The following is a 16,958-nucleotide window of genomic DNA, read 5'->3' as shown; positions in this document are numbered from 1 at the left end:
AGAAGCCGGGTAAAGACCTCATCGTCCGTTACCCGACTTCCACGTTTTTTGGAGTTTCCTCCTCACTTTCTACATTTCGCTTTGTACCTTTGAACATCGCCTCGGTAATTGCAGTTTTATATGCCGATAAATCAAGCGGTGAGGTAAGAAGCTCTACTTCTTCCTCTGTCAGTAATTCTTCTGGTGCATTCTTATTCTTTAGGTTTCGAATCAAAATGGACTGGTTTGCAAGCAGCGTGATTAACCAAACAATCTCGTCCAGTGCCATCTCGAAGTTTTCTGATTTCATCAGTTTTTCTCCAAGGTTTTCAAGACCACCATAACGACCGGCAATGGCCTTTGTAGCTCGTGTAGTTAAAACCAGTTCATACTCTTTGTCACCTATGTTAATTGTGGCACTTCTCTCATTATCCATGATTTCTCCTCCTATGGTACAGGTGTATAAACAGGTTCATAGACCTCAGTGAACCAACCTGTTATGGTGGTCGATGAAACACCAGGATCACCTTCTGTAACTTCCGCTTTCCATGGGTGCTTGCCCAATCCATCCAGCTTATTCCTGCGCATAACGGTTCCTTCAATGGTGGGTGTAGAAAAGGTAATGGAATCAGCCTTTGTCTGTAAGTTGGTAGCTGGTAGTCCAAACTTAACACGATACAGCCAAAAATAGCGGTATGTTCCATTAGCCCTTTGCGCACGAAACCCCACTGCAACAGGTGTACCCACGTTTTCACTAGCAGAGATTAGTACCCCGTTGTCATCAGTAGAAGCGCCAGTTAAATCCGCTGCGACCGTTGGACCAATGTCGTCTACACCGAGAGTGAGAGTACCACTGTTAAAGTCTTTCACAACCTCAGCCGCACCATCGTCAGCATACAGAATTGCTTCCACCAGTTCTACCGAGAGTTCAGCAGTGATGGCTTTTGCAAGTACGGAAGGTTGGGCATAAGTTTCCTCACCGTTAGTGTCCTCGGTTATTTTTGAATAGTACAGTCTATCAAGACCGATTGTTGCCATTTGTTATTCCTCCATTCTATAGTTTTTCGCCACATCGATGGCGTAATGGTGATATCCAGTATCATCTTCGTGACCGATATATCTTCGTTCAGTCACAGTAAAATCCGCATTTATTAAAGCAGTTGTGAGCTGCCATTTCCGCTCTAGGTAGTTATTTTTTGAGAACAGTGATATCCTCGCTTCCTGCACATCAAAGCCTGGACGATTATCCGCATGAACTTCAAAAATATCCGAAAGAGGGAGAATCACGACATACTCATCTGGTGCCAAACCTGAAAAAACCCCGGTTTCCACGGGGAGCGGTATGGCGGTCACAAGTGTATTAAGTTCCTCTAAGATATTCATATTTTGTCGATCTCCTCCTCCAGCTTGGCAACCATTGCGTTGATACAGGGTTTCCTAGATGCATTCCTCGCAGGCTTTAGGAAGGGTTTTGCAGGCTGACCATGCTTCCCATATTCGATGATGCTGGCAAGTTTAGCATTGCTCTCACCATCAGAACGTGGCTCTGCAAAGCCAACTTTTACATTGAAGTTACCGTTTCTATCCTGCTTTGCTCCAGAAAGACCCAGTGAAGATAGCAACTCACCAGTGCTTTTGGATGGATATTTCGTGCCCTTGCCAACCACCTTACTTAGATTTCCTTTGACTTTATCAAGCACCACTTCACCGCCAACTTCCAAAACCTTAGGAAGAATCACATCGGTCTGGTCAGCTAATCGAGATACCTTTAAAAGGAATTCTTCTGGCATCTTTATATTCGCTTTTGCCATATCCATCACCTCACAGTTGGTTCTAGCTTTTCGGCTAAAACCTCGACATACATCCCTCGATTTCTTACATCCTCAACACTTAAAATTTGATATCTGCCATCATCACAGACGATGACCATTTCATTCGTCACCTTAAGCCCAAAGATTTTCCTAAACCTGAATAAGGAAGTTGCAGAAGAAAAGGATGCCATATTCGTCCACCGTTCACTGCCATGCCGATCTTCCTTATAAGCAAGTACACTTGCGAGTATGTTGTCACCTTTTGTGGCGAAACCTTCCTCATCCTTTATTGGTACCGTGCTGATGATATCGATGAAGGTGTTCATCTTTCCAAAACTCATGCTAAACACCCCACTCTCGATCAAGTCGTAAAAGCAAGTTCACTGTGTTCCATACTTGTTGCCCTGCCTGTACGCTATCAGCAAAGAAACCTGCCGTTGAGCCATCCCTGCTTTCATAGAAATGACTCGACAACATAATCACTGCTTGTTCTGTTGTTGGAGGCATGGCATGTGTTTCATAATAGTTTTCAGGAACGTGTTGATAGCTCTGTGCATATGAAATTGCAGCAGTAATAAATCCAATTAGGAGGGCATCATCCTGATCATGCGTTAAAATTAAGTTCGCTTTAACTTTTGGCAAGAGATTATCTGCCACTGCCATACCACCAACCTCCTTTACATTCCACCTTAGTCAGTCTCCATAAGCCCCGCTGCCTTTAGTTTGGCAAGCAGAGCATTGAAGTCCGTAACTAGACCAGCAACATCGGTGGCTGTGCTGTCTTCTTGGTTTTCAAGAACAGGAAGCCCCGTAACCGAGGCCCCCTCTTTGATTTCTAAAACACCACCGATGACAGTTTTTTCTCCGCCTTGTTCGGTATAATTCTTCGTGTTATAACTCATAAAGCACCTCCGTTAGGCTTTCTGTTGGAGTACCTTAACGGCCTCCGGTAAGATAAGCTTTCCGTCAACTCGTTGAGTCGCAATAAATCCTACTTGACCTGTGACAGCATAGAGTTCATTTAGTCGTTTGAATACTCGTCCTTGACGGTCTGCCACCCAGTAATAACTAAAATCACCGAATACCACTGTCTTTGCACCTGCTTCAGCAGTAGGTACATAGGATGAGGTATACAGCGGGCGGTTAAGAATCGTATCAGGTGTTCCCGCTTGGATGGAAGGTTGCCATAGGTACTGTCCATTACCGTCTTTTAATTTGCGGATAGCTTTTATAGTTGCATCATTCATTACGAAAACTGCCTTGTTTCGATAAGGTGCTTTCAAGCTATAGAATAAATCTAAAACCTCATCCAAAGTGATGGCAGTTGCACTTGCCGCAGTAACACCAACTTGACCACCGCCTGTGGCATTTAAAATCCCTGTTGGCTTACCTGTGCCATCACCTACAAAGAAGGCTTCCTCTTCCTTGTTACCAATGCGACGGGCGAATTCTCTTGTGATGTAGCTTTCGAGATTAAATACGGAATCATTTAGCAATTCCTCAGAGACTTTAATCATCGTTGCTAGTTTATAAGCACCGATGGATACTTGACCGAAGCTGTCATCACTTTCGGGAATGGCTCCTTCTTCATCGATCCAGCTTGCAGTGCCTTTGCTTGCAACAACAGGAATCTTACGGTCACCAGAAGATGTAGTGATTACATTAGCCAATCTACGGAAAATATTTTCTTCCTCAAGAGCTTCTACTAGAGTACGTTCAAACTCATCTGGTACAAGAAATCCGCCTTCAGAATCAGTGCCAATCTTTAGAGCGTTTCTTACTTCATAGCTAACATTGTCACGCATCGCATTCCAGAAAGCTTTTTTGTATTCAGCACTTGCACGACCGGTCTTTTCCTCTCCAGTTCTAGTAGGTTCGTTGGTAATTGGGTTACTGGTTGCTTTCGACAGTTCCAAGTCGATAGATGCTTGGCGTTCTAAACGTTCAATTTCCTTACCAAGAGCCACCACATCGGCTTCCATTTTTTCATAGGTGGTCGTGTCCTCAGCGGATAACAGTCCATCACCGCCACGTTTTGAATCAAGGAATGCCTTTGCTGCGTCCCAAGCTTTAGCGCGTTTCTCACGCAATTCAAGAATTTTACTCATTGTTATTTCCTCCTTTAAATTAGTGCGAAATTAAAGAAAGCCGCTTATCCAGCGACTCAATGGGTGTACCTGTTTTCTGTTTTGGTTGTTTTGGCAGTTTGCTGATGAGCGAGTTAGTAACCGCCATCCTGCTAAAAATAAGACTATCCGTCAAATCCGGTGTTTCACTTTCCATGAACATGATTTTGTCTGCAAAACCAAGTTCAATCGCTTTGTTTGCATTCATCCATGACTCTGCATCCATTAGATGGGAGAGTTTTGTTCGAGAGAGACCCGTTTTTAACTCATAGGCATTAATAATGCTTTCCTTGACCTCATCCAATAGAGCCTTTGCCCGCAACATTTCCTCACTGTCACCGATAGCAATTGTTGAGGGGTTATGAATCATAAGCATAGATACAGGAGACATATATACATCTCCACCAGCCATTGCAATAACGGATGCCGCACTTGCCGCAAGCCCATCAATCTTTACAGTGACTTTTCCGGTATACTCCATCAGCATGTTATAAATCTGAGCTGCTGCGAACACATCACCACCAGGGGAATTAATCCACACCGTAATATCGCCAGTGCCTGCCAGCAGTTCATCCTTAAACATCTTAGGTGTGACCTCATCGCCCCACCACGTTTCTTCGGATATCACTCCATTTAAATAGAGGGTACGTACTTCATCTGAATCTCGCACCCAGTTCCAGAACTTCCTCATTTACTGACCTCCTTCGGTTTTGGCAAACGCACCTGCGTCAGCCAGTTTTGTCATATTTCCGTTAACCAGATATAAATCGCCACCTTCCTCAGCCGGTATCCGGTTCATATCCTCCAGTTCACGGATATCGTTGGCTGACATCCAGCCATTTTGTCGACCTGTAGCGTAGCCATTCATACGACTTTGGTAATCACCACGAAGCAAACCGTCCAAATTGAACTTGATAAACAGTGAAGTTTTCTCAGAAGGCAAAATAAGCGATTGCTGGAGACTTTGTTCCCATCGCACCACCCACGGATCGAGGGTGTATTTTACAAACTCCAACGATTGCTGCTCAATATTGGAAAAACTAGACTTCTCAAGATCACCCACCATATGAGGCGGTACTCGGAAAATCCTCGCAATCTCATTAATTTGGAATTTCCGTGTTTCAAGAAATTGCGCCTGTTCCGGCGGGATACCAATGGCTTGAAACTTCATGCCTTCTTCCAACACAGCAATTTTGTGAGCATTTCCTGTGCCTTGGTAGGCGCTATTCCAACTATCTTTGACCCTCTGTATATCTTTGATTACTCCTGGGTGTTCCAGCACACCTCCCGGATTAGCACCATTGGCAAAGAATGCCGCACCGTATTCTTCAGTAGCAAGTGACATACCGATTGCATTTTTTGCCATAGCGATTGGGCTATAACCAATGAGTCCATCAAAACCTAAGCCGGGGATGTGTAGAACTTCATCTTTACGGAGTGTGACATAGCCACCTTTTGGGTTTAGACCACTTTCGTCAGTATCACGGTAATAGGTGTAGACCAGCTCACCATTTGTTGCTCGGCTAACTTCCATTTTGTTGGGGAGTAGGGGATAAAGAGCCACTGCCTGCCCACGACCGTTTCTGACCACCTGTGCATAGGCATTGCCCCAAAGCAAAAGATGACTCATCAGTGTTTCTCGAAACACGAATGAAGTCATCTCTGGATTTGGTTCATCATGAAGAAGGTAATACAGCGGATGGAAAGGAATCTTTTCTTTACCTCCATCAGAACGATATCTATATACATGAAGTGGCAGTCCGGCAATCGCTTCAGCTAATATCCTTACGCAGGCATACACTGCTGTTGCCTGCATTGCAGTACGTTCATTAACCATTTTGCCAGATGACGTACCGCCAAACAGGAAGGAGAACGCACTACCCACACGGTTTTGCGGTTTGTCTCTTGAACGAAACAGTCCTTTTATTAGATTCATAGGCATCACCTCCGAATATAAACATTGTGCTAACCATTAAGGTTTAAAAGACAATCAAACCTCGCTCGTCATACACCGAATCTCCACTATTACCTGAGCCACAACGAATAGCACGATCAAGTGCCATGATAGTTGCCACCGCGCCATCTATTTTTTCTGTACTTTTTTCTTTATCCGGCTTCACGTTGCCAGCCGGATCGGTTTTTATAAAGATGTTGTCCATCATCCAACGAAGCACTGGATGCCCACCGTGCGCTATTCTTTCTTCTAATGTCAATTTCATCAGTTCTTTGGTTGGTGGTGACATATCTTTAAAGCCTTGACCGAAAGGAACGACAGTAAAGCCTAATCCTTCAAGGTTCTGAACCATTTGAACAGCTCCCCAACGGTCAAACGCAATTTCTCGAATGTTATACTTTTCGCCCAGTTCTTCAATAAACCGCTCAATGTAGCCGTAATGCACTACATTGCCTTCTGTGGTTTGAATATACCCTTGCTTCTCCCAAAGATCGTATTGCACATGGTCTCTTCGGACTCGGAGGTCAATGTTGTCCTCTGGCATCCAAAAATACGGAAGAACAATGTATTTATCTGTTTCATCCTCTGGTGGGAACACCAACACAAAGGCTGTAATGTCTGTTGTAGAAGATAGGTCAAGACCTCCATAACATACCCTCCCTTCAAGACTTTCTGGAATAACTGGAAATGCACAGGCATCCCATTTTGCCATTGGCATCCAACGGACAGACTGTTTAACCCATTGATTCAAGCGCAATTGCCGGAAGCTATTTTCCTCAGCTGGGTTCTGCTTTGCACTTTCACAAGCAGCCCTTACCTTGTCAATCCCCACCGTAATTCCCAAGCTTGGATTTGCTTTCTTCCACACTTTTGGATCTGTCCAATCATCCTCTTCTTTGGCACCATAGATTACGGGATAAAAGGTAGGATCGTATTTTCTGCCCTCAATAATATCAACCGCTTTTTGGTGTGTTTCGTAGCAGATACTCTGAGTATCCGTCCCCGCAGTGGTGATAAGAAAATACAGCGGTTGGGTCCTTGCATCCCCAGATCCTTTCGTCATAACATCAAATAGTTTCCGATTTGGCTGAGTATGAAGTTCATCAAAAACAACACCATGTATATTGAAGCCGTGTTTGGAGTAGGCTTCAGCCGACAATACCTGATAGAAGCTGTTGGTCGGCAGGTACACCAATCGCTTAGTTGAAGCAAGCAACTTTACTCGTTTATTCAGCGCTGGACACATCCGCACCATATCGGCTGCTACTTCAAATACAATTGATGCCTGCTGGCGGTCAGCGGCACAACCGTACACCTCTGCCCGTTCTTCACCATCACCGCAAGTGAGGAGAAGCGCAATTGCTGCGGCAAGCTCGCTTTTTCCCATCTTTTTAGGTATCTCTACATAAGCAGTGTTAAACTGCCGATATCCATCTGGCTTTAAAATTCCGAATAAATCACGGACTATTTGCTCCTGCCAATCGATAAGTTCAAAAGGCTTACCTGCCCATAAACCTTTCGTATGGGAGAGTGCTTCGATAAAAGCTACAGCGTAATCAGCAGCATCCTCATCGTAATATGAACCATCAGCTATAAAGGCGGTCGGCTTATATTTCTTCAGTTTCCGCATAAACACCGCCCCTTTATGAAAAAGGACAAAAGAAAAGAGCCTCAATCCTATAGATGAAGCCCTACTTCTTATCCTAGTTTAATTTTATTTACTTATTTTCATCCACTTCCCCCGTCAGTATGAAATGAGCATATTCCGTTTTATGGTCTATTATATAAACTACCAATTCATAAAACCCTCGTTCATTTGCTTCATACTGGACTCGGTTCACATCAAACATATTTGTGACTCCACTTTCTCGGATGGAAAGGATTTGTTCCTTGATTATTTCATTCATTAGTTGACTCCTTCGAAAACAATACTACAATATAAATCTACATATTTACTGCCACATTTGGCTTAAATTGTGTATGTTTTACTCTTCGATTTTCTTGCATAAATCCTCACCAAAGGCCACTCCAAGAGAGCCACCGGAATCCCAACTGACATGAATCGTTCCTATGTCGTCAACACTAGTAACCGTACCTTTAGATCCAGTTTGAAGTTTGGTATAAGGGTCGTTCATTTTAAGTAGCATGACACGAGTTCCTGGAGTGTAATAGCTTCTTAGTTGCTTTAACATTTCAGGGTGAATGATATTCATTGTTCACTCACCTCCTGCTTGAACGTTCCGCTTTTGAAAGCGGAGCTACCTGAAAGCTTCGAGAGGAGAATCTTTCGTCCCATCTTATATTCTGGTCCGATAAAGCCGAGCCTTAGTAGGAAGCAACGGAAAGCGTACTTTTCATTCTCTATTGATTTCTCGGTGGAATTGACACGGGTCTGTTTTTTCGCCATTTCGCAAAGTGCCTTGACAAAATGGGTGTATGCCTTAACCTCCTCTGAGGCGCACTTACCTTGAAACCAAGGGAAGGTAACATATTCCTCATCTTCAATGATGGGAATGGAGTCCGTATCAAGTGCTTTCTTTATAAGAGTAGCTTTACTTTCTACTAATCCTTTTAGGTTCTCGATTGCCGTGTCGGTAAAATCCGCCCGTGGCATTTGAATTATCAGATTGATAGATTCTTCCCTTTCATTTACTTCTGCTTTCGGAAGTGGTGTGTCAAATTCTTCTGAAATTGCTTTGAGATCGTGAAATCTCAATAGATCATCGACCAGTTCCTTATTGTCTGGTCCACTTAGAACTCCGTTTTTGTTAACATTGTAGTCTGCCACCTCATATGCAAATGTAGGTGCTCCGAGATATTTTACAGGGGCATTTAGTTCTTGGCTGATTGCGTTAACCAGTGCTTTTCTTTTTGGTCCTGTAACATTATAGTTAATCTGCATTTTCATACCGCCTTTCTACTTTCGGTACGTACATATATCACTCTAAAAGCTGTTATTATCAAGTCATTTAGAGCATCTTTCTGTAGAAAATACGGTTCCATTAATCGGCGGTATTTTGTGTAGATAACACAATGCCAGTCAGCACAAAACAAACGCATGGAAGTGCTACACCATTACCCCACATTTTATATTCAGCTGAATCAGAATGAGGATTGTTAAGCCATTTTATAATCTGATTTCTTGTTTTTGGTTTTTTACTTTTACCTATAATTTTGCGGTGGGTTTCCCAAACCTCCGTCCAGAATGAAATTTCATCTTCTGTAGGATTTTCCGTACCAAGGTCATCACACCAATCATCGGGGAAGCCTTGCAATCTTGCACATTCCGTTGGTGTAAGCCTTCGAACAATATAGTCCGGTTCAACCAATCCATTTTGATAGCCTGGATTGGTGCCATTGATAATCGTATTTGATGTACCGTCCTGTCTGTAGCATTGACTTTCAGCTTTCATCTGAGGATAAAATGATGCTGGTTGTGCCACTGCTCCAGGACCTTTTGCTGTAAGCGTAGGTTGCTGTTCTTCATCTATAGTCGGTTTATAAAGAGCGTTCTGTCCTTGATTAAAAGCCGCCCGATCAATACCGTAAGAAGGCTGAGTCACAACAGGAGCATCCTTATAATCTCTCGACAATAGAGTAGGTGCTTTATCTTCTTCAACCTGTGCATAGGCTCCGGTAGTCATGGCATAGGCAACAGCATGACGATCAGCGGTATTAAGCGTAAAAGAAACATCTTCATCTATACCGCTTCCTTGGGGACCGTTTTTATCCTCTCTTCCAATCATCGAGCCTTGCAGAGCAACTACTGCAATACCACCTTGATTACATCCCGGATTTCCCCCATTGGCATCAATGGTCCGAGAAGTATCAGCTTCATATATACCGCTATGCGGATTGCTAGACTGCATGGAATTGCTTTTATCAGAACAGATGCCATATGCGGTGGGCACAAAAACGGTCTGATCATTATTGCATCCAAGAGTTGCAGACTTGTCATCCTGTATCAATGCACCCTTGCCACCGCCTTCACAGCCGGAGCGGATTTTTAAAGTTTTAGGAGTGTTCATAACAAGGGGTACATTTCCACCACCAGTTCCCATCCGAGAGGTTAGCGTCTGTACTTTATTATCCTCCGAGAGTTTCACACGGCTATCGGTTGGATGGTTTTCTATTACAACAGCTGTTTGATTATCTCCCATGTTTGCACGAAGTGATCCACTTAAGTTTTCGTCAGTATGGCCACCAACTCGAGAAGCAGCCCCCGGTTCAAAGGACATGACTGCACCTGGGACAACACCTGCTCTAAGTGTAGGGGAGCGTTCTTCCTCATATCCTACACTTCTGCTCTTGGCACTGTGTTCGGTGCAAAAACCGCTTGACTGCATTACACAAGGCTGATGTCCATGTTCCTCTGCACGAAGTGTTGCAGTAATATCCTTTGAAACAGACATCACTCTTCCACCTTGGTCATTTAGGCAAGTTATGCTATCGCCTGTTTTTCCAGTGCAGTTTTTAGCATTCTCGGCAGTTCTTTGCCACGGGCTGCCGCTCGGCGTAAAATTCCTTGGCATGCCTTCGGACTCAAATAGTATTTCTCCGGCACATCTGTCTGCAAAATCTGCGACAAGGTAGATTCTACGACGACGTTGGGGGACTCCGAAATATTGCGCATCGATAGTTCGGTAAGCCACACTCCATCTGTCTCCCATATAGATGTCTGCGTAAGGCCATCGTCTTTTTTCAGGAAAAGGCACCGAGGTGTTCGGTTCTTTGACACCGATGACCGTTTCGAGGACTGCCCTGAAGTCCTCTCCTTTATTTGACGAGAATGCGCCGGGGACATTTTCCCAGACTGCGTACCTTGGATATTGTCCATTGGTCTTACACCTCATTTCTTTAATAATTCGGATTGCTTCATAAAAAAGGACTGATTGCTCTCCGTCCAGACCGGCTCTTTTACCCGCCACACTCATATCCGTGCATGGAGAGCCAAAGGTTATGATATCTACAGGCGGAAGCTCCGCACCATTTAATTTGTTTATATCTCCATAATGCTTCATCTGAGGGATACGTTTAGTCGTAACCCTTATAGGAAACGGCTCAATTTCAGATGCCCATAAAGGTTCGATGCCACAAAGCAAACCACCCAGAGGAAAGCCACCACTACCATCAAAGAGGGAACCAAGTGTTAATTTACTCATCCTCATTCACCTCTGGCAGGTCACAATATCTGAATTTCGAACCATCTCTTAATAGAAATACACCATCAGAATTTCCCACTTGCTCAATATACCTTTTTACAATGACATCACAGTACTTTTCATCCAGTTCAATGGTGTAGCAGATTCTATTTGTCTGCTCACAGGCAATCAGTGTACTTCCTGAACCGCCGAAGGGATCAAGCACGATACAGTTACTAAGGCTCGAATTCATAATGGGGTATGCCACAAGTGCCACTGGTTTCATGGTTGGGTGGTCGCCGTTTTTCTTCGGTTTCTCAAACTCCCAGATGGTGGTCTGCTTACGGTCTGAATACCAGAGATGCTTGCCTTTCCTTTTCCATCCAAAGAGTACAGGTTCATGTTGCCACTGATAAGGAGAGCGACCGAGAACAAGGGACTGCTTTTTCCATATACAAGTACCAGAAAGATAAAATCCTGCATCGGAGAATGCTCTTCTAAAATTGAGTCCTTCCGTATCAGCATGGAATACATAAATAGAAGCGTCCTTTGCCATCGCTGCCTCGGTGTTTTGAAATGCCGCAAGCAGGAAATCATAGAACGCTTCATTCGCCATATTGTCATTTTTGATTTTTCCAGCAGTGCCTTCATAGTTGACGTTATATGGAGGGTCCGTAACTACCAGATTTGCAGCTTTCCCATCCATTAAGACATCAAAGGTGTCTTTCTTTGTACTGTCTCCGCAGACTAATCGATGCTGTCCGAGTATCCAAACATCCCCTAAATTCGAAACAGCGGGCTTTTTCAGCTCGCTGTCTACATCGAAATCATCTTCTTTTATATTATCCTTAAGGGAATCTTTGAAAAGATCCTCCAACTCTCCTGGGTCAAATCCTGTAAGAGAAACATCAAAATCAGAAGCATTTAGGTCTGTAATGAGAAGTGCCAATTTATCTTTATTCCAATCGCCACTTATTTTATTTAGTGCAATGTTTAGAGCCTTTTCCTTTTGCTCATCCATTTCGACAACTACGCATTCTATTTCATCCATGCCCATACTCAGCAGGACTTTCAAGCGTTGATGCCCTCCGATAACTTTGCCTGTGGTCTTATTCCATATAACGGGTTCTACATATCCAAACTCCTCAAGGGAGCGTTTAAGTTTCTCATATTCCGGATCACCCGGTTTTAAATCCTTCCTTGGGTTATATTCAGCGGGGATGAGTTGTTTCGTTTTAATCTTCTCTATCAACATACTTTTCCACCGCCTTTCTAAATTCACTGTATTTATTTACATCCTCCCACGGGAACAGACAACTATTAAAGTGACCATAAGCCGCTGTGTCAGAATAAACCACATTTCTAAGACGTAGTTTTTCAATGATGGCCGCAGGTCTTAAGTTGAAAGTCTCCTGAGCTGCAATAGTTAATATTTCATCAGAAACAGTTCCAGTGCCAAGGGTATTTACAGTAAAGGCTACTGGATTTGCCTTACCAATGGCATAGGAAATACTCACTTCACACTTCTTTGCATAACCACACCAAACAATATGCTTGGCAATATACCGAGCCATGTAAGCACCGCTTCGGTCAACTTTGGTTGGGTCTTTACCACAAAGAGCACCACCCCCATGGGATGCAAGCCCTCCATAGGTGTCGACCATGATTTTTCTTCCAGTCAAACCCGTGTCGGCAGCGGGTCCACCAAGAACAAACTGACCAGATGGATTGACGAGAAGTTCTGTTTCATCATCAAAAGGGAAATCCTCAAAGCATTGCCATAAGACATTGTTAAGAATATCCGCCTTAAGTTCTTCCTGTGTTTTATTCTTATCATGCTGCACCGAAATCACAATCGTCTTTATTCTTACTGGAGTGTCATCTTCATACTCCACTGTTACCTGTGCTTTACCATCAGGAAGAATCCCTTTTATCAGTTTTCCTTTGCGACAATCATCCAGTCTCTTTACGATTCTGTGGGAAAGCACAAGAGGTAGGGGAAGCATTTCTCTTGTTTCCTTTGTAGCATAACCATACATAGTTCCCTGGTCTCCAGCACCGATAGAACCGTACTGTTCGTTTATCCCATTTCGTGCTTCCAGTGCGGTGTTCACACCAGCCGCAATATCTACACTTTGATTATGTACATATACATAAATCAAAAATTTTAGAGGATTGTATCCCACATCCTTCAGTACAGTTTTTACAATGTCTCTAATATTTACTTTCTCGCTGCAGGAGATCTCGCCCGCCACGATAATTTTCCCCTTAGTTGCCATTACCTCACAAGCGACACGTGATGCCTTATCTTTACGTAGGCATGCTTCCAAAATGCTATCTGCAATAATGTCGCATAGTTTATCAGGATGTCCAGCACATACACTTTCTGCTGTTAAATATCTCTTACTCATTACACCGTATCTCCTCATCTTTATTTTCCTCTGCGGGCAGATAGCAATCGCTCCATCACATCGTCCTGTGGGTTTAAACCAGAGTACTCTGTAGCACAGTTCTCCCTAACGATTTGATATATCTCCATCCATAGCCTGTTTGTCTGACTCATAAAGCTCTGGCTCATCGCTACATAAGGACTTTGAATTGCATTGCCGGTAGTTGGATGCTTTGCTAGAAAACCAAACTCGGTTACCGCTTCCTCACACTGTATCCATCTGGCCGCACTCATGGCATACCGTTCTAGAAGCTGTGGAAGTACCAAATGGGCACATTCTCGCTCCTCAAGCCATTTCCATGTAATTTCATAGATTTCACTCGCTTCTAAGGTTTTCCCATCCTTTTGCACTGCGGAGAGCATGGCCCTTGGCTTTGGCATTTCCTGCCCCTTCAGGTCAGCAGTATTCTTGAACTCGACGACCTCAAGCTTTCTTTTACCGGGATTTCCCTCTGCAATTTTGTCAGCAAGTGGTTTTTTCTTTTGACCGGAGCCTATACGGGCGCCGCCTCGGTTTGTTCCGTCTTTGGCCATTCACTCACCTCTTTTCATCGATGGACCTATTACCCCGTTTGAAACCGCGAATTTTCACGCGTTACCCCACGCCCGTTGCACATCAAAAAAGCTGTAGAGATTTGACTCCCCCTACCGGGTTCCCCAACGGTCTCCATCTTTTGCAGTGATGGTAGAGTGACAGGAAGTACAAAGGGACATAAGATTGCTTCTATCATGTGTTCCACCTCTTGCAAGAGGAAGAATGTGATGCACCTCGGTTGCTGGGGTCAGCTTTCCTTGTCTTTTACACTCCTCGCAAAGAGGATGAGCCGCAATGTAGCGGTCACGTATTCTTTTCCATGCACGACCATATCGCTTACGGGTTGCTGGATCGCGGTCATACTTTTCATACCGTGCGGCTTCCTTTTTAGCATGTTCTTCACAAAACCGTCTGTCAGTCAGTTCTGGACAACCAGGATAAGAGCATGGTCGCTTAGGTTTCCTTGGCATACTACACCTCCTTTTGCCCATAGAAAAAGCCCTCGCAGGAGAAATGCTCCCGTGAAGGCTTCTGTTTGCTATTATTCCATACTACCATTATATAACTTTCACTACGGACAAACAGTGTCATCGTATGCCAACCTGTGCCAAAGTGTGCCAACTTTTATTTAGGCACCTTTAAATGCTGCAAGGCTGATGAGTGAAGTCTATGCACAGTTCTCATAGAAACATTAAGGTTGACACAGATTTCTTCCCAGTTAAGAAAGTTAATGTAACGGTAGCGAAGAAGCAGCTTCTCATCCACGTTTTCCATCTGGTTAATCGCTTCACGAATATCTGACTTAAGCTTTATTAAACGTTCCACCTCTTGTTGTATCTGCTTCTCCAAATCTACTATTCTAATCACGTATTTTTCAAAAGGTGGATCAGTACTTTTTGTTTTACTGACTTTTTCCTCAAGAACAGGAGATGAAACACTTCTTGAGAGTTCCCTTAGATTTTGCAACTCCTCAAGATCGGAATTAATCAGCTCATTTAAGCGATAAGCTTGTTTCAAGAATTCCTTTGCCGTCATCGCACCACCTCCTCATGTAGCTTTTTAATTAGCATCTCAGGATCGAGAGATGTCAGGGTAGTGAAATACCCGGAATGGAAGAAACGCTCAATCTCACGTTTCGTATATCTAGCAGAATCATTGCGAGGGTATTTTGCTAGTCTTTTCAGAGCAAAACGATAATCTTTGACCGCCTGTAGAATAATGGCATTTGCCAGCTTTTCAAATGCATCCATCATACAACACCCCTCGCTTTCCCCAGATTTGCTTTGACAGCGTTAATAAGATCGGACTGTGTCTTTTCCTTTCGTTTCAAGGCTCTCATCACATCTTCATCAATCGTGCCTTTAGTAACAATGTGATGGATAACCACCGTTTCATTTTGTCCCTGTCTCCAAAGTCTTGCATTTGTTTGCTGATAGAGTTCCAGACTCCAGGTAAGACCAAACCAAATAAGTGTTGAACCTCCACTTTGTAAATTGAGACCGTGTCCTGCTGATGCGGGATGGATAACCGCCACAGAAATATCTCCGTTGTTCCAGTCTTTGATATCCTTAGATGTTTTAATTTCTCTAACATTAAATCTTGCTTTAATACGCTCTAAATCGTGATTATACCAATATGCAATAAGAACAGGTTTGCCGTTTGCACCTTCAATTAAATCCTCAAGAGCATCTAGCTTGCGGTCGTGGATAATATGAGGATTTTTATCATCATCATAGATCGCACCATTTGCCATTTGCAGGAGTTTGCCTGAAAGGACGGCTGCATTCATGGCATCTATTTCTTCATCAGCAAATTCAATAACCATCTCTTCACGAAAGTGATCATATACGGATTGTTCTTTGTCATTTAGATATACTGGTACTTCATTGATCACGCACTCTGGCATTTTCAGAAAATCGACTGATTTCATGGAAATGGTAATATCCGAAATGAGCTGATAAATGGCATCTTCAGCACCTGGCAATGGTTTATATGAAAATACGATTTGCTGATTACGTTTATCCGGTGTAAAAAAGGAATTGCGGTAGTGAGTTATGTATCTGCCGAGTCTTTTACCCATGTCGAGAATACGAAACTCTGCCCACAAATCCATTAACCCATTACTGGATGGTGTACCCGTAAGACCCACGATCCGTTTTGCCCTCGGCCTTACTTTTAGTAAACTTTTAAATCTTTTTGCACCATAGGATTTAAAGGATGATAGCTCATCGATTACCACCATGTCATAGTCAAAAGGGATGCCACTTTTGTTTACCAACCAGTCCACATTTTCTCTGTTTATAAGATAGACACTTGCAGGTTTCCTAAGAGCTGCTAACCGCTCCTGTTCTGTTCCAATAGCCACTGAATACTCCAGTCCTTTTAAATGCTCCCATTTGTTTATCTCAGCTGGCCAAGTATCCCTTGCTACCCTTAGAGGGGCAATGACCAGAACCTTTCCAATTTCAAAACTATCAAGACATAAATCAAATATAGCAGTTAAAGTGATTACGCTTTTGCCAAGACCCATCTCTAAAAACACCGCTGCTATGGGATGCTCAAGTATGAAATTCGTAGCATATGTTTGATATTTATGAGGATTGTATTTCACCCAGTATCCCTCCAATCTGCTTAACATCATCAATGACATAGCATGTAAAGCCCAACTTCTGTAATTGCTTTATTCTTCTAATCTGTAATGGACGAGGTTTCTTTCCGGGAGCCTTTAATTCCACAAAAGCCATCTTCCCATATGGTAAAAGCACTAGGCGGTCTGGCATTCCATCTAAACCTGGACTAACAAACTTCGCCGCAATGCCTCCCATCTTTTTTACCTCCGCCACCAGTTTCTTTTCGATATATTTTTCAAGCATAAAAACCTCCCATATAAAAAGGCTCGGAACAAGAAAACAACTTTAACCCATTTTTCCTATACGCGCGCGTATGCGTGTATGCACAGGCTA

At 43.4% G+C, this 16,958-nt stretch carries 23 protein-coding genes; all 23 read right to left on the bottom strand.

Translation table 11 applies throughout. From position 1 onward, the window contains the following. Positions 1–28: 28 nt before the first annotated feature. The 23 genes from ADJ83_RS13740 to ADJ83_RS13630 all read right to left on the bottom strand — a co-directional run bounded on the left by ADJ83_RS13740 (position 29) and on the right by ADJ83_RS13630 (position 16,868). Positions 29–415: a hypothetical protein gene (locus ADJ83_RS13740; protein ID WP_028988108.1), complete on the bottom strand. Its 387-nt coding sequence runs from the start codon at positions 413–415 to the stop codon at positions 29–31. Positions 416–426: 11 nt separating this feature from the next. Beyond that, positions 427–1,017, bottom strand: a complete 591-nt coding sequence (locus ADJ83_RS13735) for a major tail protein (RefSeq protein WP_028988109.1) — start codon at positions 1,015–1,017, stop codon at positions 427–429. A gap of 3 nt (positions 1,018–1,020) precedes the next feature. Beyond that, entirely contained in the window at positions 1,021–1,362 is a 342-nt protein-coding gene (locus ADJ83_RS13730) for a hypothetical protein (protein ID WP_028988110.1), read from the bottom strand. Then, positions 1,359–1,790: an HK97-gp10 family putative phage morphogenesis protein gene (locus ADJ83_RS13725; RefSeq protein ID WP_028988111.1), complete on the bottom strand. Its 432-nt coding sequence runs from the start codon at positions 1,788–1,790 to the stop codon at positions 1,359–1,361. Before ADJ83_RS13725 ends, ADJ83_RS13730 begins: the two co-directional genes overlap by 4 nt. Positions 1,791–1,795: 5 nt before the next feature. Continuing rightward, complete coding sequence (locus ADJ83_RS13720) at positions 1,796–2,131, bottom strand: head-tail adaptor protein (RefSeq protein ID WP_028988112.1); 336 nt, start codon at positions 2,129–2,131, stop codon at positions 1,796–1,798. 1 nt (position 2,132) lies between these two features. Beyond that, a complete protein-coding gene (locus ADJ83_RS13715) occupies positions 2,133–2,453 on the bottom strand; it encodes a head-tail connector protein (protein ID WP_028988113.1) in 321 nt (106 codons plus the stop codon). A gap of 26 nt (positions 2,454–2,479) precedes the next feature. Beyond that, complete coding sequence (locus ADJ83_RS13710; RefSeq protein WP_028988114.1) at positions 2,480–2,692, bottom strand: head fiber protein; 213 nt, start codon at positions 2,690–2,692, stop codon at positions 2,480–2,482. Positions 2,693–2,704: 12 nt separating this feature from the next. Further along, a complete protein-coding gene (locus ADJ83_RS13705; RefSeq protein ID WP_028988115.1) occupies positions 2,705–3,898 on the bottom strand; it encodes a phage major capsid protein in 1,194 nt (397 codons plus the stop codon). A gap of 19 nt (positions 3,899–3,917) precedes the next feature. After that, positions 3,918–4,607, bottom strand: coding sequence for a head maturation protease, ClpP-related (locus ADJ83_RS13700; RefSeq protein WP_028988116.1), 690 nt, complete (start codon positions 4,605–4,607; stop codon positions 3,918–3,920). Then, complete coding sequence (locus ADJ83_RS13695) at positions 4,608–5,852, bottom strand: phage portal protein (protein ID WP_028988117.1); 1,245 nt, start codon at positions 5,850–5,852, stop codon at positions 4,608–4,610. Between the two features lie 43 nt (positions 5,853–5,895). Then, a complete protein-coding gene (locus ADJ83_RS13690; protein ID WP_028988118.1) occupies positions 5,896–7,500 on the bottom strand; it encodes a terminase large subunit in 1,605 nt (534 codons plus the stop codon). An 88-nt stretch (positions 7,501–7,588) separates the two neighbouring features. Next, positions 7,589–7,777, bottom strand: a complete 189-nt coding sequence (locus tag ADJ83_RS13685; protein ID WP_028988119.1) for a DUF5049 domain-containing protein — start codon at positions 7,775–7,777, stop codon at positions 7,589–7,591. A gap of 78 nt (positions 7,778–7,855) precedes the next feature. Further along, entirely contained in the window at positions 7,856–8,083 is a 228-nt protein-coding gene (locus ADJ83_RS13680) for a DUF4314 domain-containing protein (RefSeq protein WP_028988120.1), read from the bottom strand. Beyond that, positions 8,080–8,772 (bottom strand): hypothetical protein, encoded by a 693-nt coding sequence (locus ADJ83_RS13675; protein ID WP_028988121.1) that lies wholly within the window; start codon positions 8,770–8,772, stop codon positions 8,080–8,082. The genes ADJ83_RS13680 and ADJ83_RS13675 overlap by 4 nt, the downstream gene beginning before the upstream one ends. 100 nt (positions 8,773–8,872) lie before the next feature. Further along, complete coding sequence (locus ADJ83_RS13670; RefSeq protein ID WP_028988122.1) at positions 8,873–11,032, bottom strand: DNA cytosine methyltransferase; 2,160 nt, start codon at positions 11,030–11,032, stop codon at positions 8,873–8,875. Further along, the gene (locus ADJ83_RS13665; protein ID WP_028988123.1) at positions 11,025–12,266 is read right to left on the bottom strand and encodes a site-specific DNA-methyltransferase; all 1,242 of its coding nucleotides are present in this window, start codon (positions 12,264–12,266) and stop codon (positions 11,025–11,027) included. The genes ADJ83_RS13670 and ADJ83_RS13665 overlap by 8 nt, the downstream gene beginning before the upstream one ends. After that, positions 12,247–13,440 (bottom strand): methionine adenosyltransferase, encoded by a 1,194-nt coding sequence (gene metK, locus ADJ83_RS13660; protein WP_028988124.1) that lies wholly within the window; start codon positions 13,438–13,440, stop codon positions 12,247–12,249. Before metK ends, ADJ83_RS13665 begins: the two co-directional genes overlap by 20 nt. A 2-nt stretch (positions 13,441–13,442) precedes the next feature. Continuing rightward, the gene (locus ADJ83_RS13655; protein ID WP_012102995.1) at positions 13,443–13,994 is read right to left on the bottom strand and encodes a P27 family phage terminase small subunit; all 552 of its coding nucleotides are present in this window, start codon (positions 13,992–13,994) and stop codon (positions 13,443–13,445) included. Between the two features lie 111 nt (positions 13,995–14,105). After that, complete coding sequence (locus tag ADJ83_RS13650) at positions 14,106–14,465, bottom strand: HNH endonuclease (protein WP_048718009.1); 360 nt, start codon at positions 14,463–14,465, stop codon at positions 14,106–14,108. Between the two features lie 154 nt (positions 14,466–14,619). Continuing rightward, the gene (locus ADJ83_RS13645) at positions 14,620–15,030 is read right to left on the bottom strand and encodes a DUF1492 domain-containing protein (protein ID WP_035150326.1); all 411 of its coding nucleotides are present in this window, start codon (positions 15,028–15,030) and stop codon (positions 14,620–14,622) included. Next, positions 15,027–15,245 (bottom strand): hypothetical protein, encoded by a 219-nt coding sequence (locus tag ADJ83_RS13640; RefSeq protein ID WP_035150322.1) that lies wholly within the window; start codon positions 15,243–15,245, stop codon positions 15,027–15,029. Before ADJ83_RS13640 ends, ADJ83_RS13645 begins: the two co-directional genes overlap by 4 nt. Then, positions 15,245–16,606 (bottom strand): DEAD/DEAH box helicase, encoded by a 1,362-nt coding sequence (locus ADJ83_RS13635; RefSeq protein WP_048718005.1) that lies wholly within the window; start codon positions 16,604–16,606, stop codon positions 15,245–15,247. Before ADJ83_RS13635 ends, ADJ83_RS13640 begins: the two co-directional genes overlap by 1 nt. Further along, positions 16,587–16,868 carry a VRR-NUC domain-containing protein gene (locus tag ADJ83_RS13630; protein ID WP_048718002.1) on the bottom strand — a complete coding sequence of 94 codons (282 nt, stop codon included), beginning with the start codon at positions 16,866–16,868 and terminating at the stop codon, positions 16,587–16,589. The genes ADJ83_RS13635 and ADJ83_RS13630 overlap by 20 nt, the downstream gene beginning before the upstream one ends. Between the last annotated feature and the right edge of the window lie 90 nt (positions 16,869–16,958).

The organism is Bacillus sp. 522_BSPC (assembly GCF_001076885.1).
GTDB classification, from domain to species: domain Bacteria; phylum Bacillota; class Bacilli; order Bacillales; family Cytobacillaceae; genus Niallia; species Niallia hominis.
The sequence above is the reverse complement of the archived record's forward strand: the minus strand, read 5'-3'. Positions and strand labels throughout refer to the sequence as shown.

Bases quoted from the DNA above. Each gene is read 5' to 3' on its own strand.
- ADJ83_RS13740 (WP_028988108.1), bottom strand. From the start codon at position 415: ATGGATAATGAGAGAAGTGCCACAATTAACATAGGTGACAAAGAGTAT.
- ADJ83_RS13735 (WP_028988109.1), bottom strand. From the start codon at position 1,017: ATGGCAACAATCGGTCTTGATAGACTGTACTATTCAAAAATAACCGAG.
- ADJ83_RS13730 (WP_028988110.1), bottom strand. From the start codon at position 1,362: ATGAATATCTTAGAGGAACTTAATACACTTGTGACCGCCATACCGCTC.
- ADJ83_RS13725 (WP_028988111.1), bottom strand. From the start codon at position 1,790: ATGGCAAAAGCGAATATAAAGATGCCAGAAGAATTCCTTTTAAAGGTA.
- ADJ83_RS13720 (WP_028988112.1), bottom strand. From the start codon at position 2,131: ATGAGTTTTGGAAAGATGAACACCTTCATCGATATCATCAGCACGGTA.
- ADJ83_RS13715 (WP_028988113.1), bottom strand. From the start codon at position 2,453: ATGGCAGTGGCAGATAATCTCTTGCCAAAAGTTAAAGCGAACTTAATT.
- ADJ83_RS13710 (WP_028988114.1), bottom strand. From the start codon at position 2,692: ATGAGTTATAACACGAAGAATTATACCGAACAAGGCGGAGAAAAAACT.
- ADJ83_RS13705 (WP_028988115.1), bottom strand. From the start codon at position 3,898: ATGAGTAAAATTCTTGAATTGCGTGAGAAACGCGCTAAAGCTTGGGAC.
- ADJ83_RS13700 (WP_028988116.1), bottom strand. From the start codon at position 4,607: ATGAGGAAGTTCTGGAACTGGGTGCGAGATTCAGATGAAGTACGTACC.
- ADJ83_RS13695 (WP_028988117.1), bottom strand. From the start codon at position 5,852: ATGAATCTAATAAAAGGACTGTTTCGTTCAAGAGACAAACCGCAAAAC.
- ADJ83_RS13690 (WP_028988118.1), bottom strand. From the start codon at position 7,500: ATGCGGAAACTGAAGAAATATAAGCCGACCGCCTTTATAGCTGATGGT.
- ADJ83_RS13685 (WP_028988119.1), bottom strand. From the start codon at position 7,777: ATGAATGAAATAATCAAGGAACAAATCCTTTCCATCCGAGAAAGTGGA.
- ADJ83_RS13680 (WP_028988120.1), bottom strand. From the start codon at position 8,083: ATGAATATCATTCACCCTGAAATGTTAAAGCAACTAAGAAGCTATTAC.
- ADJ83_RS13675 (WP_028988121.1), bottom strand. From the start codon at position 8,772: ATGCAGATTAACTATAATGTTACAGGACCAAAAAGAAAAGCACTGGTT.
- ADJ83_RS13670 (WP_028988122.1), bottom strand. From the start codon at position 11,032: ATGAGTAAATTAACACTTGGTTCCCTCTTTGATGGTAGTGGTGGCTTT.
- ADJ83_RS13665 (WP_028988123.1), bottom strand. From the start codon at position 12,266: ATGTTGATAGAGAAGATTAAAACGAAACAACTCATCCCCGCTGAATAT.
- metK (WP_028988124.1), bottom strand. From the start codon at position 13,440: ATGAGGAGATACGGTGTAATGAGTAAGAGATATTTAACAGCAGAAAGT.
- ADJ83_RS13655 (WP_012102995.1), bottom strand. From the start codon at position 13,994: ATGGCCAAAGACGGAACAAACCGAGGCGGCGCCCGTATAGGCTCCGGT.
- ADJ83_RS13650 (WP_048718009.1), bottom strand. From the start codon at position 14,465: ATGCCAAGGAAACCTAAGCGACCATGCTCTTATCCTGGTTGTCCAGAA.
- ADJ83_RS13645 (WP_035150326.1), bottom strand. From the start codon at position 15,030: ATGACGGCAAAGGAATTCTTGAAACAAGCTTATCGCTTAAATGAGCTG.
- ADJ83_RS13640 (WP_035150322.1), bottom strand. From the start codon at position 15,245: ATGGATGCATTTGAAAAGCTGGCAAATGCCATTATTCTACAGGCGGTC.
- ADJ83_RS13630 (WP_048718002.1), bottom strand. From the start codon at position 16,868: ATGCTTGAAAAATATATCGAAAAGAAACTGGTGGCGGAGGTAAAAAAG.